Origin of the sequence: Kocuria sp. WRN011 (assembly GCF_002295155.1) — a bacterium.
GTDB classification, from domain to species: Bacteria; Actinomycetota; Actinomycetes; order Actinomycetales; family Micrococcaceae; genus Kocuria; species Kocuria carniphila.
Genome location: NZ_NSGI01000006.1, coordinates 183,944 through 200,509, shown reverse-complemented (window position 1 = coordinate 200,509; position 16,566 = coordinate 183,944). Strand labels below are relative to the sequence as shown.

Here is a 16,566-nt window from a genome sequence, read left to right as displayed (position 1 = left end):
CCGGTTCAACCGCGCTGATGCAGTTCGATCGCGAGCTCCAGGAGCCGTCGCGCGGAATCCGCCCACGTATGGGCGCGTACCCGTTCCAGTCCCCCCAGGACCCGTTCTTGTGCGAGCTGCGGATCGGCGAGCTCGCGCACCCGGGTGGCGAACGCGGCGGCGTCGTCGGCGGGTGCGTACCCTGCGGCGCGGCCGGCCACCTCCCGAAAAATCGGTGTGTCCGAACAGACTACGGGAGCCCCGGCTGCGAACGCTTCGATGAGCGGTAAGCCGTAGCCTTCGGCGCGCGAGGCCGTCAGCAGGGCGGCGCACGAGGACAGCAGGTCTTGGTACTCGGCGTCGGTCACACCGCGGTGGAAGACCACGTTGTCGGCGGGGCCCACGAGCGCACGCAGTGCTTTTTCCCGCGCCGGCGAAATCCGGGACAGCACGTGCAGCGTGTGGTCGGGCAGCTGCCCGGCCGCGCGCAGCAGGGTCTCCACGTTCTTGTACGGCAGGAACGAACCCATGTAGAGCAGGTCCGTGCCGCGCGTTGCGAGCCTGGCGAGCGCCTCGCCGTCGGACACCGCCGCCGACGACGCCGCATTGGGCACCACGCGCACGTCCCGTTTGGTCAGGCGGTGGGCCAGGATCTGCTCGCGAGAAGTCTCGGAAACCGTGACCACGGCGTCGGCTCGGTTGAGCGCGACCCGCTGCGGCCACCACGCCTTGTGATAGGCCCGCCACCCCCATTGAATGGGCAGCGGCAGATCCGAGGGCGGCTGGGGATGTTCGTAGTAGATCAGGTCGTGAAGGGTCAGGATCAACTTGTACCGGCGGCCCAGCGAACCCATGGTCTGCATGGGGGAGAAGACCACGTCCGGGCGGTAACGATTGAGCTCAAGCGAGGTGAGAACTTCGGCGGGTGAGGTCACCGACGGCCCGGTGAGGTGGGGGAGTTCAGGGACATGCTCCAGCTGGGCGGGGTCGCTGATCAGCGCGGCCAAGCGGACTCGGGGATCGTCACGGGTCAGTTCGGCCAGCGCAGTGAGGAGCTCGGCGCTGTAGCGGCTGATGCCGTCGTGGTGGTCGGTGCGGATGTAGCGGGCGTCGAAAAGGAACTTCACGGGTGCTCATCACCGGCACTGCGGTCGTCACGGTCGCGGCGCTCGCGGAAGGCCTGCTGTGCGGCTTGTTCGCGGGCGAGCTGGTCCTGGCGAATGATCGGGGTCATGCCGGTGAGTTGGTCGGGCGTGGACTCGGTGGTGTCCGCGAGCGGTAGCTGGTCGTGAACGTCCAGGGGCTCCGGAGCGGGAGAGGAAAGGAAATCATTAATGTACTCGGCCGCGAGGACCGGGGCCTCGTAGTGGATCAGGTGGCCGGTCTCCGGAATGATTTCCAGGCGGTGGCTGCGGATCCAGGAGGCCATGGTCTCCTGGGACTGCACGGAACCCAGATCGTCCTCGGCACCCACGATCAGCAGGGTGGGCATGGTCAGCTGCATGGCGACCTCGGCCACGGTGCCGGAAACGGACGCCTGGTACGCCTCGTGGAGGACATCGCGGTTGGCGAAGGTCGAGAAGTAGGACTCGTGCTGGCGCAGTGCGTACTTCTTGACCTCGGGGTCCTGGGACTTGACCATCACATCCGTCATGAGCTTCACCACGGACCCGGAGGACAGCAGCTTGGAGCCCAACGCGCGGGGCAGCTTCTTGCCCACACTGTAGTAGAACTCGGTGAGTTTGGTCAGCCCCTTGTGCTGGCCGTCCAGGGCCGGCTCTGAAATCGGGTTGATGAGCACGAGCCGCTGCACCATGGACGGGTAATCGACAGCGAAGTGCGAGGCAATGATGGAGCCGAAGGAATGGCCGACCACAACGATGCCGCTGCCGCTGTCCGGGGACACCGCACCATCGGTCAGAGCCGTGATGAAGTCCCGTGCGAAGTCCACGTAGTTCGGGATGTTGTGTTCACGCGCCGGGAAGGGTTCCGAGCGACCGAAACCCGGCAGATCGGGCACGACCACGTGGTACTTATCACGCAGCTCGGTGGCGATCAGTTGCAGACCGTGGTGGTCCCCGCGGAAACCGTGAAACATGACGATGAGCGGTTTGTGCTGTTTGTCGGCGTCGTAGAACCAGTACCTGACCTTGTATCCGTCCAGTTGAACGCTGCGACGTTCGGCGTACGGATTATCCACGGTGACCTCCAAGTCATGGGCGAGCAGCGGGTCCATGGTAACCGTCCGGCCCGGGAGCACGCCGCAGTTGCGGTGCTGGTCTAAACTGGCGAGAGATCCCCATGTCATTCCGCGTGGAATCACCATGCCAGCGGTTGCCGCCGGTCAGGGCGGCGCGTGAATGACTCAACAATGTGATGTGAAGGCGAGGCACGTGAGCGCGCAGAACACCCCGGAGACGGGAACCGAGTACGACGTCCAGCGAATTGAGGCCGCCTGGCCCCAGTTCTGGGACGAACAGCAGGTGTACAAGCCCCTCGACGACGGTTCCAAGCCCCGGCGCTACGTGCTGGACATGTTCCCCTACCCCTCCGGTGACCTGCACATGGGTCACGCGGAAGCCTTCGCCATGGGCGACGTGGTGGCCCGTTACTGGAAGCACCGCGGCTATGACGTGATGCACCCCATTGGCTGGGACTCCTTCGGTCTGCCTGCGGAGAACGCCGCGATCAAGCGGAACACCCACCCGGCGGAGTGGACCTACCGCAACATCGACACGCAGAAGAAGTCCTTCCAGCGCTACGCGATCAGTGCGGACTGGACGCGGGAGATCCACACCTCGGATCCCGAGTACTACCGCTGGACCCAGTGGCTGTTCCTGCAGTTCTACAAGCACAACCTGGCCTACCGAAAGGACTCGCCGGTCAACTGGTGCCCCACGGACCAGACCGTGCTGGCCAACGAACAGGTCGTCAACGGACTGTGCGAGCGTTGCCATACGCCGGTGACCAAGAAATCCCTGAACCAGTGGTACTTCAAGATCACCGATTACGCGGACCGGCTCCTGGACGACATGAAGGAGTTGGGGGGCCACTGGCCCGAGCGCGTGCTGGCCATGCAGCGCAACTGGATCGGCCGTTCCGAGGGCGCGCACGTGAACTTCGTGATCGAGGGCGCCCCGGCCGAGGGTGCGGATGCCTCCGACGCCTCCGGTCGCACCGTCACTGTGTTCACCACCCGACCGGACACCCTCTACGGCGCCACGTTCTGCGTGGTCGCCGCGGATGCCGCAATTGCCGGTGAGATCGTCGACGACGAGCACCGGGCGTCCCTGGAGGAATACCAGGAGAACATCAAAGCGCTCTCGGACATCGACCGTCAGGCCACCGACCGCACCAAGACCGGCGTGTTCCTGGGCCGCTACGCGGTCAACCCCCTCAATGGCGAGAAGCTGCCGGTGTGGGCCGCGGACTACGTGCTGGCCGACTACGGCACCGGCGTGATCATGGCCGTGCCCGCCCACGATCAGCGTGACCTGGACTTCGCCCGCGAATTCGATCTGCCCGTGCGCGTGGTCGTGGACACCGGTGAAGAAGACCCCGCCGTCTCCGGCGTGGCCACCACCGGTGACGGCCAGTTGGTCAACTCCGGTCCGCTGGACGGTCTGCCCAAGGCTGAGGCCATCACCCAGGCCATCGACATCGTGCGCGAGGCCGGTACCGGCGAGCGCTTCATCAACTACCGGCTGCGTGACTGGCTGCTGTCCCGTCAGCGCTTCTGGGGCGCACCCATCCCCATCATTCACTGCGAGGCGTGCGGCGAGGTGCCGGTCCCCGAGGACCAGCTGCCCGTGAAACTGCCCGAAAACCTGCGCGGCGAGGAACTCTCGCCCAAGGGACAGTCCCCGCTCGCGGCGGCGTCGGACTGGGTGAATGTGACCTGCCCCGAGTGCGGCGGGCCCGCTAAGCGCGATACCGACACCATGGACACGTTCGTGGATTCGTCCTGGTACTACCTGCGTTTCGCCTCGCCCAATGACGAGAACGCCCCGTTCGATCGTGACGAGGTGGACCGTTGGCTGCCCGTGGATCAGTACGTGGGCGGTGTGGAGCACGCGATCCTGCACCTGCTGTACAGCCGGTTCTTCACCAAGGCCCTCTACGACTTTGGCCTGATTGGTTTCCAGGAGCCGTTCAAGGCGCTGCTCAACCAGGGCCAGGTGCTCAACGGTGGCAAGGCAATGTCCAAGTCGCTGGGCAACGGTGTGGACCTGGGCGAACAGCTGGACGCCTTCGGTGTGGATGCCGTGCGCCTGACCATGGTGTTCGCCTCCCCGCCCGAGGACGACGTGGACTGGGCGGACGTGTCCCCGCAGGGTTCGCAGAAGTTCCTGGCCCGCGCGTGGCGTCTGGCCCAGGACAGCACCGCCGGCCCGGATGCGGACTTCTCCGCCGGTGACAAGGCGTTGCGCAGCGTGACCCACCGGACCATTGCCGACGCCACGCAGCTGCTGGATTCCGGCAAGTTCAACGTGGTCATCGCCCGCACCATGGAGCTGGTCAACGCCGTGCGCAAGGCCATCGACAGTGGCCCCGGTGCCAATGATCCCGCCGTGCGCGAGGCCGTGGAGGCCGTGGCCATCCTGCTCTCCCTGGTGGCGCCCTACACCGCCGAGGACATGTGGCACGCGCTCGGTCACGAGGATTCCGTGGTGCTCGCACCGTGGCCCGAGGTGGACGAGGCTCTGCTCGTGGACGACACGGTCACCGCGGTGGTCCAGATCAAGGGCAAGGTCCGCGATCGCCTGGAAGTCGCCGCGGACATTTCCGAGGCCGACCTCGAGGCCGCAGCACTGGCCTCGGGGACCGTCCAGCGCCACATCGGTGACGCCACGGTCCGGAAGGTCATTGTGCGCGCGCCCAAGCTCGTGAATATCGTGGTGTGATGAACTCCGCCAGCGAACAGCGCCCGTCACCCGGAACTCCGCCGGGGGACGGGCGCTGTCCCGTTCCCGGGGCCAAGGTCGCGGTGGTGACGGACAACGCGGCCGCGCTTCCTTCCGCCTGGCAGGCAGAGTTCGAGGCCTCCGGGGTCTTCGCGAGCGTCGAGTTGCCCGTGTTGATCGGCGGTCAGCTCTACACCGAGGACGAGGCGGACATGCTCTCGTCCCTGGTCATCGCGCTCGCGGAAGGTCGGTCGGTGACGACCTCCAGGCCGGCCCCAGGGCAACTGCGCAAGATCTACGAGGCGTTCCAGGCCGCGGGTTTCGAAGCGATCGTCTCGGTGCATCTGTCGGCGGAGCTGTCCGGGACGCTGGGTGCGGCACGCATTGCGCGCCAGGACATCGGCATCCCCGTTCGTCTCGTGGACACCCACAGCGCCGCACTCGGGCAGGGCCTGGGCGTGCGCGCGGCGGTCCAGGCGGCCTTGGCGGGGCAGGGGATCGACGACGTCGCTGCGGCCGCCTCCGCGGCGGCCTCCGACGCTCAAGTGCTGATCCAGGTGAACTCGCTGGAGACGCTGCGCCGGGGTGGGCGGATCAACCCGACCTCGGCGATGCTGGGGACCATGCTGCAGATCAAGCCGCTGCTGTCCCTGCACGAGGGCAAGATCGTGACCGTGGAGCGGCCGGTGTCTGCGATCAAGGCGCGCGGCCGCTTTATGACGCTCGTGGGGGATGCGCTGGCCCACTCCGAGGCGTCGACTCCCGTGCTGTGTATTCACCACGTGTCCGATCCCCATGGCGCTCGGGAGATCGGGGAAACCCTGGTGGACCGGTACCGCCCGGATGCCCAGCTGATCCTGAGCGAGTTGCCCGCGGTGTTGAGCGCACACGTGGGGTTGGGGACCAAGGCCGCGATCGTGGAGGGCCCGACGAGTCGACCCATCGCGCACGGCAACCGGGCTGCACCGGCGGAGTCCTGACTCTTTTTCCGCCACGGTGATCCCCTGACCGTGGCTTGAGCATTGGTTCGTCCCGTCCCGGCCGGTTGGCTGGTGGACATGAGCGGGGTCAATTATCGGGGACGAGCACGGCTGCGGGATCAACAGGCCACGGAGCGGTTATCCGCTCTCCTTGAGGGGGTGGCGGAGCGCGCGGACGGACCGGTGGATGCGGCGTTGGATGCAGAGGGCTTCGAGTCCGCTCGCGATCCTGCCGTCGAAGTGGGCGGGCCTCAACACCGAGAGCCGGTGGCCGTGCGGGCGTTCTTTGCTCGCCCCGCCGTCGTGGTGCTGATCGCTGTGCTGCTCGTGGTGTGCGGGGTCTCCGCGCTGTCCTTGCTGCCGGGCGGCTCGGACCCGGAAGCCTCCGTGGTGGCGGAAGCGGACGCTTCTGGGTCCCCAGAGGATTCGGGGCAGGCATCGGGCGCTGGATCACCAGCCAGCCCACCAGGCCCGGCCCCCAGTCCCGGCGCCCCGCATTCTGCGACTCCAGCCGGGGCGCCCTCATCCGCGCTGACCGTGCACGTGGTCGGTGAGGTGAAAAAACCCGCGGTGGTGCAGTTGTCCCCGGGTGCTCGCGTGATCGACGCCGTGGAAGCCGCCGGAGGGCTCACAGATGCCGCCATCACCGAGCGCATCAATCTGGCTCAGCCCGTTACCGACGGACAACAGGTACTGATCCCCAACAAGCAAACTGCGGCGGACGTGCAAGCCCCCGGACAACCGGCAGGTTCCGCGCCCGGGCCACCGGCGGGGGACGACCCTGCAAAGACATCGGGGAGTGAGGGTGCCGGAAAAGTACCTGATGGCGGCGCTGGGAAGAGTGGGGCGGCGTCGGGCGGGATGATCAACCTCAACACCGCGACCGCTGCCGACCTCGAAGAACTACCTCGGGTCGGACCGGTCCTCGCCCAACGCATTATCGATTTCAGAACCGAACAGGGCCCCTTCACCGCCCCCGAGCAACTCGATGATGTGAGTGGAATCGGCCCAGCCATGCTCGACGCCCTGTTGCCACTGGTTACGGTATGAATCGTCGGTGGGACCTCCGCCTGGTCCCGTCGGCCGTCACGGCCTGGTTGTGCTCCATGGTGTTCCTGACCGGCGGGGTTACACCGGCCACGTGGACCGGTCTGGTGTGTGTGGGCGTCACCGGTGCGATGTTGTTCCTAGTGCGCCGTCTTCGGCACCGTCGACGACGCCGCGGCGGCCATCCGTACCCCCGCCACCCACCCGGGCGTCTGACCGAGGTCACGGAGGCGCTCGCCGTCGTGGCCCTCTGCGCCGCCGCTGCCGTGTTGACAGCGTGGAACACGACCCAACCCGCACGCGCCGCACTGAGCGATCATCCGCCCGGGTCGACCGTACGGGTGAGCGCCACGGTGAACGACAAGCCCATGGCGTACTCGAGCCAGTCGTTCGCAGGTCGGGGTGAGGAGGGAGAGGGGACGGCCGTCTCATTACGCACGGAACGGGTCGGCAACGATCTGGAGACCACCGAGGTCACCGTCTTCGCCACCCACCCTGCTTGGCGAGAACTCGATGACGGAGACAAGGTGACCGCCACGGTGACACTCACGGATACCGCGAGCGCCGCCAAGCTGACGGCACGAGCGTCGTCGGCGCCCGTGGTGGAGACAGTCCAGAACGAGACGGAACAGGAGCCGGGCCTGCTGGAGAGAGCTCGTGCCGACCTGGCCCGGCTGAGTCTCTCCCACGGAGCGGCCGCGGCGGGGCTGGTGCCCGGGATGACGGTGGGAGATACGTCGCAGATCCCACCGTCGCTGACCGAGGACATGCGGACCACCGGACTGACGCACCTCACAGCGGTGTCTGGTGAGACTACTACAAAGAGAGGTGCGTCATCCTAGGCAGCGCCCCGGTGCTTGCGTAGCCTCGGATTAAGAGCCGATCGTGTGAGATGAGAACTGGTTCGTGCGCAACCGCCCGGGCCGAGACACTCCACAGGCGCGAGGTGTGAGAGGAGAGTGCAGGAGTGGATGAAACGTTCGGGCACGAGAACGAGGCGTACCGTACGTGCGCCGACTGCGGTGGTGACTGCGAGCCGGAACCCATGCCGACCGATGCAGGCATGCGCATCGCCTTCAGCTGTCCCACCCACGGTGTGCACACCGTCATCGACCCGTTCGAGGACTTGAGGTAGTTGCTGGTCGGTGGCCGCCTGTGGCGACCCGGGAGTCGAGCTGAAAGCTCAGAACAACCTGGAGGTACCGCCATGACTTGGAAGACCATCAACGAGAGCGTGACCGTGCACTATCCGCACTTCACGATGAACGGCTCCATCGACCAGGCAGGCGTCATCGAGATCGTCGGAGAGGTCCTCGTTGGGCCCTTCATGTCGAGGGCGTACAGAGTGCGGATTACGCGCGGAGAACTCTAGAAACGGTGTGCGCCTGCCAGCGCAGGAGACGGCCACGCATGGCGGAGCGCGGTGCGTCAGTTTCGACGCATCGCGATGCGCTCGTATGCTCGGCGCAGCCGCTTGAGGCACATACCGATGACGAGGAGGAAGTGCACCGTCGCGGCGACGGCTATACCCGTCAGGACCGGCCCTATTTGATCGTCCCCAATCCACTTCCCGGCCCCACCGACGATGAGGAAGAGCGCCAGGGCGAGACCCCAGAGAATGGCCCACAGGGTGTTCGCCATGCACTCGTCCACGAGCACGTAATCGTCCTCACCGAGCCTTTTGTCCGAGCCCAGAGTGATGCGCAGCTGGAACAGGAAGACGGCCATAGCGAAGAGTAGTCCGGACACGATCGAGATGCCCGACACGGCAGCACCGACCTCGGCCATCTTGGCCCCGAGCTTCCAGACGGCCACGCCAGCGCCCAGAGGCAGGATCGCCTGCCAGGCGATCGCCCACCAGTCCGGGCGACCTGTGCGGTTGTCGTAGAGCGTGCGGAAGTGATCGGCGGGCACGCTCCACAGAGACGCTTTGCCCATCACGTCACGCTCCTTGCTGCGTCGGTCTGCTCCATGCCGCGTCCCACTCGCCGCCGGTCCGTGCTAGCAGGTCGCGTACCTTCTCCGTGCACGTCTCCACAAGCTTGTCGACGTCGAGAGCCTCGTCGTTGGAGTCATTGAGCACCTCGCGAATCGGTGGGGCTCCTTCCGAGCCCAGCTGGAACTTCTTCGTCCGCCCGTCGCGCACCATCGTCACGAAGACGTCGTGATCCTCGGGCAACTCGTCGACGGCAACTACTTCAGCTGCCACGCTGGTGCGGTGCAGTTCCCCGAGGAGCTTGCCGGGAAAGACGCCACGCCTCTCCGGCCGCGCGACGTGCGACACCCGCCCAACCTTGACGGTCAGGCCGTCGGCGACGTCCGCGCTTTTGCCAGTAACGCGCACCTCGACCTCTGTGAGCTTGGCTGCCTCTCGCCACGCCTCGCCCTCGGTGACCGGGGCAGTGACCATGGTGATCTGATCGGTGTACTGGCTGAAGTGGGACTTGAACAGGCGGAGTATCCGGCCTCCCGCGGAGCCGCGCGACGACTCTTCGGAGAGGAAATAAGCTCTCTCTCCTTCGGCAGGAACGAACAGCATCGCCCGGTTCTGCCCCGTGGGTGCCTGGTGGTTCTCGATCTCTCCGACAGGGTCGCCGGTATCGGTGTCCACAACTTCCCCAGGCTCTCCATACGCACCAACCCGCAGATCGAGCAGAACCACCCGAGGCGCGTAACGCGTCACCTCCGCAACGCTGACCCAGGTCTGTCGCCTCTCATCGTGCGTGTCGGACGTACTCAAGCCCTTCGTCCAGGTCGCGAAGAGGTCCAGAAGATCTTCACCACCGAGGTTGGCGGGCGCGAAGCTGGCCGCGTTGTGCTTCCGCTTCTGGTGGAACGTCAGCTCCGACACGGTTAGGACGCGACGGCCCATAGATTCCTCCTCGATGACGTGAGTGAGGGAAGAACGCAAAACACGCCCCCAGCACCACCGTTGCGCGCTGAATAGCCCAGCATCACTTTGATCGACATCAGCACACCTCCTACCCTGACACTCCTCCAGCGAACAATTCCGCTTGCTCCAGCACCAGCTCGATTGCCTTAGCCTCCGCATCAGGCGGGTAGTCGTACTTGGCGAGGATGCGTCGCACCTTTGATCGCATCGCGGCCAGCACGGACTCCTTGAGGTTCCAGTCGATGGTTGCCGACTGACGGACCGACTTCACCAGCTCCTGCGCGATCTGCTTGAGCGTCTCGTCGCCGAGCTCCAAGACCGCAGCGTCGTTCTGAACGACGGCGTCGTAGAACGCGACCTCGTCTTCGCGCAGCCCGAGCTCCTCATGCCGCTTCTGAGCGTCGCGCATCTGCTTCGCGAGCTTGACCAGCTCGGCGATGATCTCAGCGGTCGTCAACGACCGGTTCGTATAGCGGTTCACGGCCTCGTCGAGCATCTCCGAGTACTTGCGCCCCTGGACGACGTTCGTGCGGTGCACAGTGCGGATCTGGTCGTTCAGGAGACGCCGAAGCAGCCCCATCTGGAGGTTTGGCTTGTCCTTCTCCGCAAGAGAATCGAGGAACTCATCGCTGAGGATCGAGATCTCAGGCGTCTCGATCCCGGCGAGCTTGTACACGTCCACGACCTGATCAGCAGTGACCGCCTCATTGAGAAGTTGACCGAGCGCGGTGTCGATCTCGACCGCGCCCGAACCGCCTCGGCCGGAGCCGGGGTTCTGGATCTTCAGAATCGCTGCTCGGACGTCCGTGAACAGTCGGACATCGTTCCGGATCGCGGCTGCCTCGTCGCGCGCGCCCGCCAGCGCAAACGCCTTCGCCAGAGCCAGCACCTGGTCATTGAATCGCGAAGTCCGGTCTGGGTCCGCCATGACGAAGTCGAGGACCTTCGCGTACTCGTTCAACCGCTGGGAGGCTGTCAGCTCCGGGGAAGAGTCGAATTGGACTCCGTGTAGGAGTCCGCGCACGATGTCGTGCTTCTCCAGCATCACCTGGACCATCTCGTCGATGGGCACGCCAGCCTGATCGCGGTCGGACGGCGAGTACTCGCTCAACGCGTTCTGGAGGTTCGCGAACACTCCGATGTAGTCGACGATAAGCCCGCCAGGCTTGTCGCGGAACGTCCTGTTGACCCGAGCGATGGCCTGCATGAGCCCCGCGCCCTGCATGGTCTTGTCGACGTACATCGTGTGCATCGACGGGGCATCGAAACCGGTCAGCCACATGTCACGGACGATGACCAGTTCCAGCGGGTCGTCCGCGTTCTTCGCCCGCAGCTTGAGGTCCTTGCGCACGTCCTTCGAGTGGATGTGTGGCTGGAACTCAGCAGGATCAGACGCGGACCCGGTCATGACGACCTTGATCTTGCCCTCGGCAGGATCATCTGAGTGCCAATCCGGCCGCAGGGCCACGATCTTCTCGTAGAGCCGCACCGCGATGCGGCGGCTCATGGTCACGATCATGCCCTTGCCGAACAGCGACTCTCGCCGCTTCTCCCAGTGCTCCACGATGTCGCGGGCGACGAGGTCAAGTCGTGCCTCCGCTCCGACGACCGCCTCCAGCCGCGACCAACGTGACTTCGCAGCTGTTGCCGTGTCTTCCTCGACGGACTCGGTGATCTCGTCGGCGAGGTCGTCGAGGGCTCCCAAGTCAGCTTCCGACAGCTCGATCTTTGCCAACCTGGACTCGTAGAAGATCCGGACAGTCGCGCCATCCTCCACCGCCCTTGTGAGGTCGTACACGTCAACGTAATCGCCGAACACAGCCCTTGTGGATTTGTCGTTCGACTCGATCGGGGTGCCGGTGAATCCGAGGTACGTCGCGCCAGGGAGCGCATCGCGCATATGCTTAGCGAGACCGGACTTGAGGCGGCCCTGCCTGTCGAGCGTCTCGCTGAATCCGTACTGACTCCTGTGCGCCTCGTCGGCGATCACGATGACATTCCGACGGTCAGTGAGCACGGGGTTGGTATCCCCGTCCTCGCCCGGCGCGAACTTCTGCAAGGTGGTGAACACGATCCCCCCGGAAGCGCGCTTCAGCTTCGCTCGCAGATCCGAGCGCGTTGCCGCCTGAACTGGCGTTTCAGGAAGAATGCGGGCGGGGGCGAACGTCTCGCCGAACAGCTGATCGTCCAAGTCGTTGCGATCGGTGATGAACACCAGCGTCGGGTTCGCCATGCGCGGGTCACGCATGATCTTCGCGGCGTAGAACACCATCTCGAAGCTCTTGCCGGAGCCCTGGGTATGCCACACTACGCCGCCGCGACGGTCTCCATCAGGGCTTGACGCTTGCACCGTGGACTCGACGGCAGCGTTGACCGCCCAATACTGGTGGTACTTCGCCACACGCTTCACGAGCGCCCGCGTCGGCTGTCCTGTCGACTTGTCGGTGACTGTCTCGTCACTGAACACGACGAAGTTCTTCAGCAGGTCCAGGAACCGCTTCGGCTCGAAGACCCCCTTAATGAGCACTTCAAGCGCCGGAAGGCTGCTGACAACCTCGCGCCCCTCGATCGTCTTCCACGGCGCGTAGTGTTCGAACGCGCCCGAGTAGCTGCTCATCGCAGCAGATGTGCCGTCAGAGATCACCGTGACAGCGTTGGGCACGAACACCGAGGGAATGTCATGCCGGTAGGTCTGCACCTGGTTCCACGCTGACTTCAGTGTCGCGTGCTCCGCAGCGGGGTTCTTCAGCTCCAGCAGAGCCAACGGGAGACCGTTGACCATGACGAGCACGTCAGGGCGGCGGTTCTTGCCGTTCTCGACGATCGTGAACTGGTTGACAGCCACCCAGTCGTTGTTCTCCGGCTCGTCGAAGTCCACGAGCCACAAGCGCGTTGTGCGCAGCAGACCATCGTCGCCGCGATGCTCGACCGGTACGCCCTCCGTGATGAGCTTATGCAGGCGAGCGTTTTCGTCGATAGGGCTCTGTGACTCGGCACGCCGAACCGTCTTCACAGCCTCTGCGACAAGCGCGGCGTCCGCACCAGGATTAATCCGCCGAAGCGCGTCACGCAGCCGACCCCACAACATGACGTCCTCGTACGACTCCCGCTCAGCGCCAGACTCTCCCGGAGCGACCTCAGGGCCGTGCACACGTCGGTAGCCCAGCTCGGCGAAGTAATCCAGAGCGGCCAGTTCGACGACGTTCTCGTTGAACGCGCTCACGATGCAACCTCCAACGTCGACTCATCCACCCAGCGCGCCAGCACACTTAGCGCCGCCAGGTATTCCAGCGCTTCTTGCTCTGGCATCTCCTGGCCCACCTCATGAGCAAGCGGATTACGGATACCAGCGAACACACCCTCGGCAAACATGCGAGCCCCACGCTGCACCGACTTGAAGGTCTTGCTGCCGTCATCCAGCGTACGGTGCAGACGCGGGCTTTGCGCAACAGCAGGCTGCTCACTGAACGCCTGGTTGAAGAGATCCGTCTCACTCACATCACGACGGCCGAGCTTGTTCTGAGTCTCGGCGTTCAACTTGCGAATCGCGCCTTCGACGGCCTCACGGAAGTGCCCCGAGTGCCACAACGACGAAGCGCCGCCCCAGACCCACGGATGCAGCTCCGCAGCCGACAGCTCCGGGGCTTCATCGCCAAGATTCTTGCGGATCTCCTCCTGGCGCTCCAGCTCCGCCTTGGCACGAATAGCCGCCTCGCGATGCCGCGTCCAACGATTGCTCCTACGCAGCTCGATCTCGGTGCGCCAGTTGGAGACAACCCGATCGAGGATCTTCTCGATTACCTGCGCCTGCTTGGTGACTTCCGCGTCCGATACCGCAGTGCTCGACGCGTGGGTGATGTAAGTGACGCCGTTCCGGCTGCCGCTGTTGTTGGTGAGCACGGTCTGCGAAATGAACTTGTCCAGCTCCCCAAGAGCCCACTCAACGTTGAGCCCGGTCATGCCGCGGCTTCTTCAACAGGGACGCGCATGCGACCCGAGAGGAGTTCGGGTAGGAGGGTGTCGCGCAGCGCAGCAAGACGTTCCGACTCAGCCCGAGCCTGAGCGACACGGCGCCGCAGTGGCATCGTGTCTGCCTCGAACTGCTCAGCGACAACGGCTTCCTTCGGCACAACAACCGAATAGTTGCCCATGGCCTGAATACCGACGGCGGGATACGCACTACCGTGGGCGACCGATTCGAGGTACTCAGCGAACTCGAGCGCGCCCACCACGCTCGTTAACATCGATGAGCCGAGTCGAACGCTCGGGCTCATGACGGCAAAACCGGTCGAGGCGACGCTGCCGGGAGTCGGGTCAACAATCAGAGCAAAGGCGCGGTTGCCAGGGCGCACGGTCGAGTAAATTACGTCACCATCGCTCACACCACGTCGTGCCCGACTCGGCGCTTCATTCCAGGTCAGCTCCTGAACCGAGTCGATCTGCCCCGGTGATACTGACGCGATGTCGATGTAGCGCAAGGCATCGGTCGAGTGCGGGTTCACGCTCAGTCGATTGAACTCCACAAGGTCGGCGAGAGGAAGAACCTCCGTTGATGTGCGCGCCAGGAGCTGCGAGGCAGATGCATCGATCAGCGCCGACGCTCGTTCAGCAAGTCGCCGATTCGACTCGATCTTGTCGTCGAGCGCGCCGAGCGTCGCGGCAATCGCGCGTTGCTCGTCTAGTTCGGGTAGATCGATTTCGACTTTGACTAGTTCGCTTTGCCGGATTCCCTGCACGGTCGTGCCGGTTGTGCGCGACATCAGATCATGTCGGAGGGCCCCGCCGCGTAAGGCGTAGAAGAGGAATCGTCCGTCAAGCAGGCCTTTTTTGCCTCGAAGTCCAAAGACACGCTGTCCTAACGCCCAGTTATAATCTTCTGCTAAATACGCGGCTTCACCGGTTGGCGCTTCTGAAGTCAGCAGGACGTCCCCGGCTCTAAGTTTGACCTTCATCCACTTCTCGTACAGCTCTTCTGATATGAAGTGGTGTTCGTTCCCGTCGACTGTATTGTTCTTGATGTTGAGGGCGGACACAACTCGGTGGCCGTCTGCAGACCAGTCGCCACCTAGTTTTTTCGGTGTCTTCCCGCGGTGATCAATCAGAGCTTCGAGCGCTTGACCGAGCGGCATTCGGCGCGAGTTCAAATCAGACCTCCCAACCGCCGCCGAACTTCAGCCTCAAGCTCGCGCCCTTGCTCGAACTCCGCGAACAGCTCGTTCGTGAGGCGTTCGATCTTCTCGTCGATTGGCTCGTCGTCGACCTCTGCCTCCGCGGCGCCCACGTATCGGCCCGGTGTAAGAACGAAGTCATGCTTCTCGATCTCATCGATCTGCGCGGCCTTCGCGAAACCAGCTACGTCCTCGTACTCGTCGCCGTGGTTGCGCCACGCATGGTATGTGCCCGCGATCTTCTCAACGTCGTCATCGTCGAGCACCCGGAGCTTGCGAGATTCCATCCGGCCGAGCTTGCGCGCGTCAATGAACAGCACCTCGTCACGCCGCTCGCGGTGTCCATTACCCGCACGCCCCTTCGATACGAACCAGAGGGCGACCGGGATACCAGTGTTGAAGAACAGCTTGTCCGGCATCGCGACGATGCAGTCGACCAGGCCAGCCTCGACGAGCTGCTGACGGATCTCACCCTCGCCACTGCTCTTGGAAGACAGTGACCCGTTGGCGAGCACGAAGCCCGCTGTGCCGTTGGGCGCGAGGTGGTGGATGAAATGCTGCACCCACGCGAAGTTCGCGTTCCCCGGCGGCGGTGTGCCGTACTTCCAGCGGGGGTCGTCGCTGAGCTTTGCGTCCCACCAGTCGGAGACGTTGAACGGCGGGTTCGCGATGACGAAGTCGGCGCGGAGATCCTGGTGGAGATCCTCGGTGAACGAGTCTGCCGAGTGCGAGCCCATGTCAGCCTCGATGCCTCGCAGTGCGAGGTTCATCTTCGCGAGCTTCCACGTCGTGTCGGTGAACTCCTGCCCATATACAGAGATGTCGGTGTGCTTGCCGCCGTGGGCCTTCACGAACTCAGCTGACTGCACGAACATGCCGCCCGAGCCCGCGGCGGGGTCGTAGACGCGGCCCTTGTAGGGCTCCAACATCTCGACGAGTGTCTTGACTACGGAGCGAGGCGTGTAGAAGGCCCCGGCGTCCTTGCCGGTCTCTTTACCTGCGAACCGGCCAAGGAAGTACTCGTACACGCGACCGAGCACGTCGTCTGCGCCGTGATCGTCGGTCTCGGTGAAGCCGATCGATCCGATGAGATCGACCAGCTCACCGAGGCGGCGTTTGTCGAGCCCGTCCCGGCCGTAGTTGCGTGGGAGGACACCACGCAGGGAGGGGTTCTCCTTCTCGATGAAGTCCATCGCCTGGTCGATCTGCTGGCCGATCTCAGGCTGCTTGGCCACCGACTGCACGTAGCCCCACCGTGCGAGAGACGGCACCCAGAAGACGTTCTGGCTCGCGTACTCGTCCCGATCCTCCAGGAACGACTCGATCCGCTCGGGCTTGATGCCCTCAGCGGCCAGCTCTTCCTTGAGCTGCTCGCGACGCTCCTCGAACCGGTCGGAGACGTACTTGAGGAACACCAGGCCCAGCACGACGTGCTTGTACTCGCTGGGCTCCTGGTTGCCCCTGAGCTTGTCAGCGGCATCCCACAGTGTCTGTTCGAGCGTTTTCGCTGGCTTCGCCTTCGCGGCCCGTCTCGCCATAGTTCGTACTCCTTCGCGCGAGAAACGCGCCTCTATCTGCGATTGTTCAGCTCCATC

General features: G+C 64.5%; 14 protein-coding genes. 6 read left to right on the top strand and 8 right to left on the bottom strand.

Features of this window, described 5'->3' with window-relative positions:
• Nucleotides 1-5: 5 nt before the first annotated feature.
• Nucleotides 6-1,106, bottom strand: a complete 1,101-nt coding sequence (locus tag CKW39_RS10165; protein WP_095798005.1) for a glycosyltransferase family 1 protein — start codon at nt 1,104-1,106, stop codon at nt 6-8.
• The gene (locus CKW39_RS10160; RefSeq protein ID WP_254049365.1) at nt 1,103-2,215 is read right to left on the bottom strand and encodes an alpha/beta fold hydrolase; all 1,113 of its coding nucleotides are present in this window, start codon (nt 2,213-2,215) and stop codon (nt 1,103-1,105) included. The genes CKW39_RS10165 and CKW39_RS10160 overlap by 4 nt, the downstream gene beginning before the upstream one ends.
• Nucleotides 2,216-2,339: 124 nt before the next feature.
• On the opposite strand from CKW39_RS10160, the gene leuS reads away from it, so the two are divergent.
• From leuS to CKW39_RS15460, 6 genes are all read left to right on the top strand, one after another.
• Entirely contained in the window at nt 2,340-4,883 is a 2,544-nt protein-coding gene (gene leuS, locus CKW39_RS10155) for a leucine--tRNA ligase (protein ID WP_095798004.1), read from the top strand.
• Nucleotides 4,883-5,863, top strand: a complete 981-nt coding sequence (locus CKW39_RS10150; protein WP_254049364.1) for a DegV family protein — start codon at nt 4,883-4,885, stop codon at nt 5,861-5,863. The genes leuS and CKW39_RS10150 overlap by 1 nt, the downstream gene beginning before the upstream one ends.
• 78 nt (nt 5,864-5,941) lie before the next feature.
• On the top strand, nt 5,942-6,913 hold the full coding sequence (locus tag CKW39_RS10145; RefSeq protein WP_143469981.1) for a ComEA family DNA-binding protein: 972 nt from the start codon (nt 5,942-5,944) through the stop codon (nt 6,911-6,913).
• Complete coding sequence (locus CKW39_RS10140) at nt 6,910-7,752, top strand: ComEC/Rec2 family competence protein (RefSeq protein ID WP_095798002.1); 843 nt, start codon at nt 6,910-6,912, stop codon at nt 7,750-7,752. The genes CKW39_RS10145 and CKW39_RS10140 overlap by 4 nt, the downstream gene beginning before the upstream one ends.
• A 125-nt stretch (nt 7,753-7,877) precedes the next feature.
• Nucleotides 7,878-8,045: a hypothetical protein gene (locus CKW39_RS15465; protein WP_158222942.1), complete on the top strand. Its 168-nt coding sequence runs from the start codon at nt 7,878-7,880 to the stop codon at nt 8,043-8,045.
• 72 nt (nt 8,046-8,117) lie between these two features.
• On the top strand, nt 8,118-8,282 hold the full coding sequence (locus tag CKW39_RS15460; RefSeq protein ID WP_158222941.1) for a hypothetical protein: 165 nt from the start codon (nt 8,118-8,120) through the stop codon (nt 8,280-8,282).
• A 56-nt stretch (nt 8,283-8,338) separates the two neighbouring features.
• Here CKW39_RS15460 and CKW39_RS10135 read toward each other — a convergent pair whose 3' ends face one another.
• The 6 genes from CKW39_RS10135 to CKW39_RS10110 all read right to left on the bottom strand — a co-directional run bounded on the left by CKW39_RS10135 (nt 8,339) and on the right by CKW39_RS10110 (nt 16,509).
• Nucleotides 8,339-8,848, bottom strand: a complete 510-nt coding sequence (locus CKW39_RS10135; RefSeq protein WP_095798102.1) for a hypothetical protein — start codon at nt 8,846-8,848, stop codon at nt 8,339-8,341.
• Nucleotides 8,849-8,852: 4 nt separating this feature from the next.
• A complete protein-coding gene (locus CKW39_RS10130) occupies nt 8,853-9,782 on the bottom strand; it encodes a hypothetical protein (RefSeq protein WP_095798001.1) in 930 nt (309 codons plus the stop codon).
• Nucleotides 9,783-9,891: 109 nt separating this feature from the next.
• Nucleotides 9,892-13,026, bottom strand: coding sequence for a type I restriction endonuclease subunit R (locus CKW39_RS10125; RefSeq protein ID WP_095798000.1), 3,135 nt, complete (start codon nt 13,024-13,026; stop codon nt 9,892-9,894).
• Nucleotides 13,023-13,763, bottom strand: coding sequence for a TIGR02391 family protein (locus CKW39_RS10120; protein WP_095797999.1), 741 nt, complete (start codon nt 13,761-13,763; stop codon nt 13,023-13,025). The genes CKW39_RS10125 and CKW39_RS10120 overlap by 4 nt, the downstream gene beginning before the upstream one ends.
• Nucleotides 13,760-14,932: a restriction endonuclease subunit S gene (locus CKW39_RS10115; protein ID WP_095797998.1), complete on the bottom strand. Its 1,173-nt coding sequence runs from the start codon at nt 14,930-14,932 to the stop codon at nt 13,760-13,762. The genes CKW39_RS10120 and CKW39_RS10115 overlap by 4 nt, the downstream gene beginning before the upstream one ends.
• Before the next feature lie 11 nt (nt 14,933-14,943).
• Nucleotides 14,944-16,509, bottom strand: coding sequence for a class I SAM-dependent DNA methyltransferase (locus tag CKW39_RS10110; protein ID WP_095797997.1), 1,566 nt, complete (start codon nt 16,507-16,509; stop codon nt 14,944-14,946).
• Nucleotides 16,510-16,566: the final 57 nt, after the last annotated feature.

Coding starts and splice junctions, on each gene's coding strand:
- CKW39_RS10160 (WP_254049365.1), bottom strand. CDS start 2,215: ATGGACCCGCTGCTCGCCCATGACTTGGAGGTCACCGTGGATAATCCG.
- leuS (WP_095798004.1), top strand. CDS start 2,340: ATGACTCAACAATGTGATGTGAAGGCGAGGCACGTGAGCGCGCAGAAC.
- CKW39_RS10150 (WP_254049364.1), top strand. CDS start 4,883: ATGAACTCCGCCAGCGAACAGCGCCCGTCACCCGGAACTCCGCCGGGG.
- CKW39_RS10145 (WP_143469981.1), top strand. CDS start 5,942: ATGAGCGGGGTCAATTATCGGGGACGAGCACGGCTGCGGGATCAACAG.
- CKW39_RS10140 (WP_095798002.1), top strand. CDS start 6,910: ATGAATCGTCGGTGGGACCTCCGCCTGGTCCCGTCGGCCGTCACGGCC.
- CKW39_RS15460 (WP_158222941.1), top strand. CDS start 8,118: ATGACTTGGAAGACCATCAACGAGAGCGTGACCGTGCACTATCCGCAC.
- CKW39_RS10135 (WP_095798102.1), bottom strand. CDS start 8,848: ATGGGCAAAGCGTCTCTGTGGAGCGTGCCCGCCGATCACTTCCGCACG.
- CKW39_RS10130 (WP_095798001.1), bottom strand. CDS start 9,782: ATGGGCCGTCGCGTCCTAACCGTGTCGGAGCTGACGTTCCACCAGAAG.
- CKW39_RS10120 (WP_095797999.1), bottom strand. CDS start 13,763: ATGACCGGGCTCAACGTTGAGTGGGCTCTTGGGGAGCTGGACAAGTTC.
- CKW39_RS10115 (WP_095797998.1), bottom strand. CDS start 14,932: ATGCCGCTCGGTCAAGCGCTCGAAGCTCTGATTGATCACCGCGGGAAG.
- CKW39_RS10110 (WP_095797997.1), bottom strand. CDS start 16,509: ATGGCGAGACGGGCCGCGAAGGCGAAGCCAGCGAAAACGCTCGAACAG.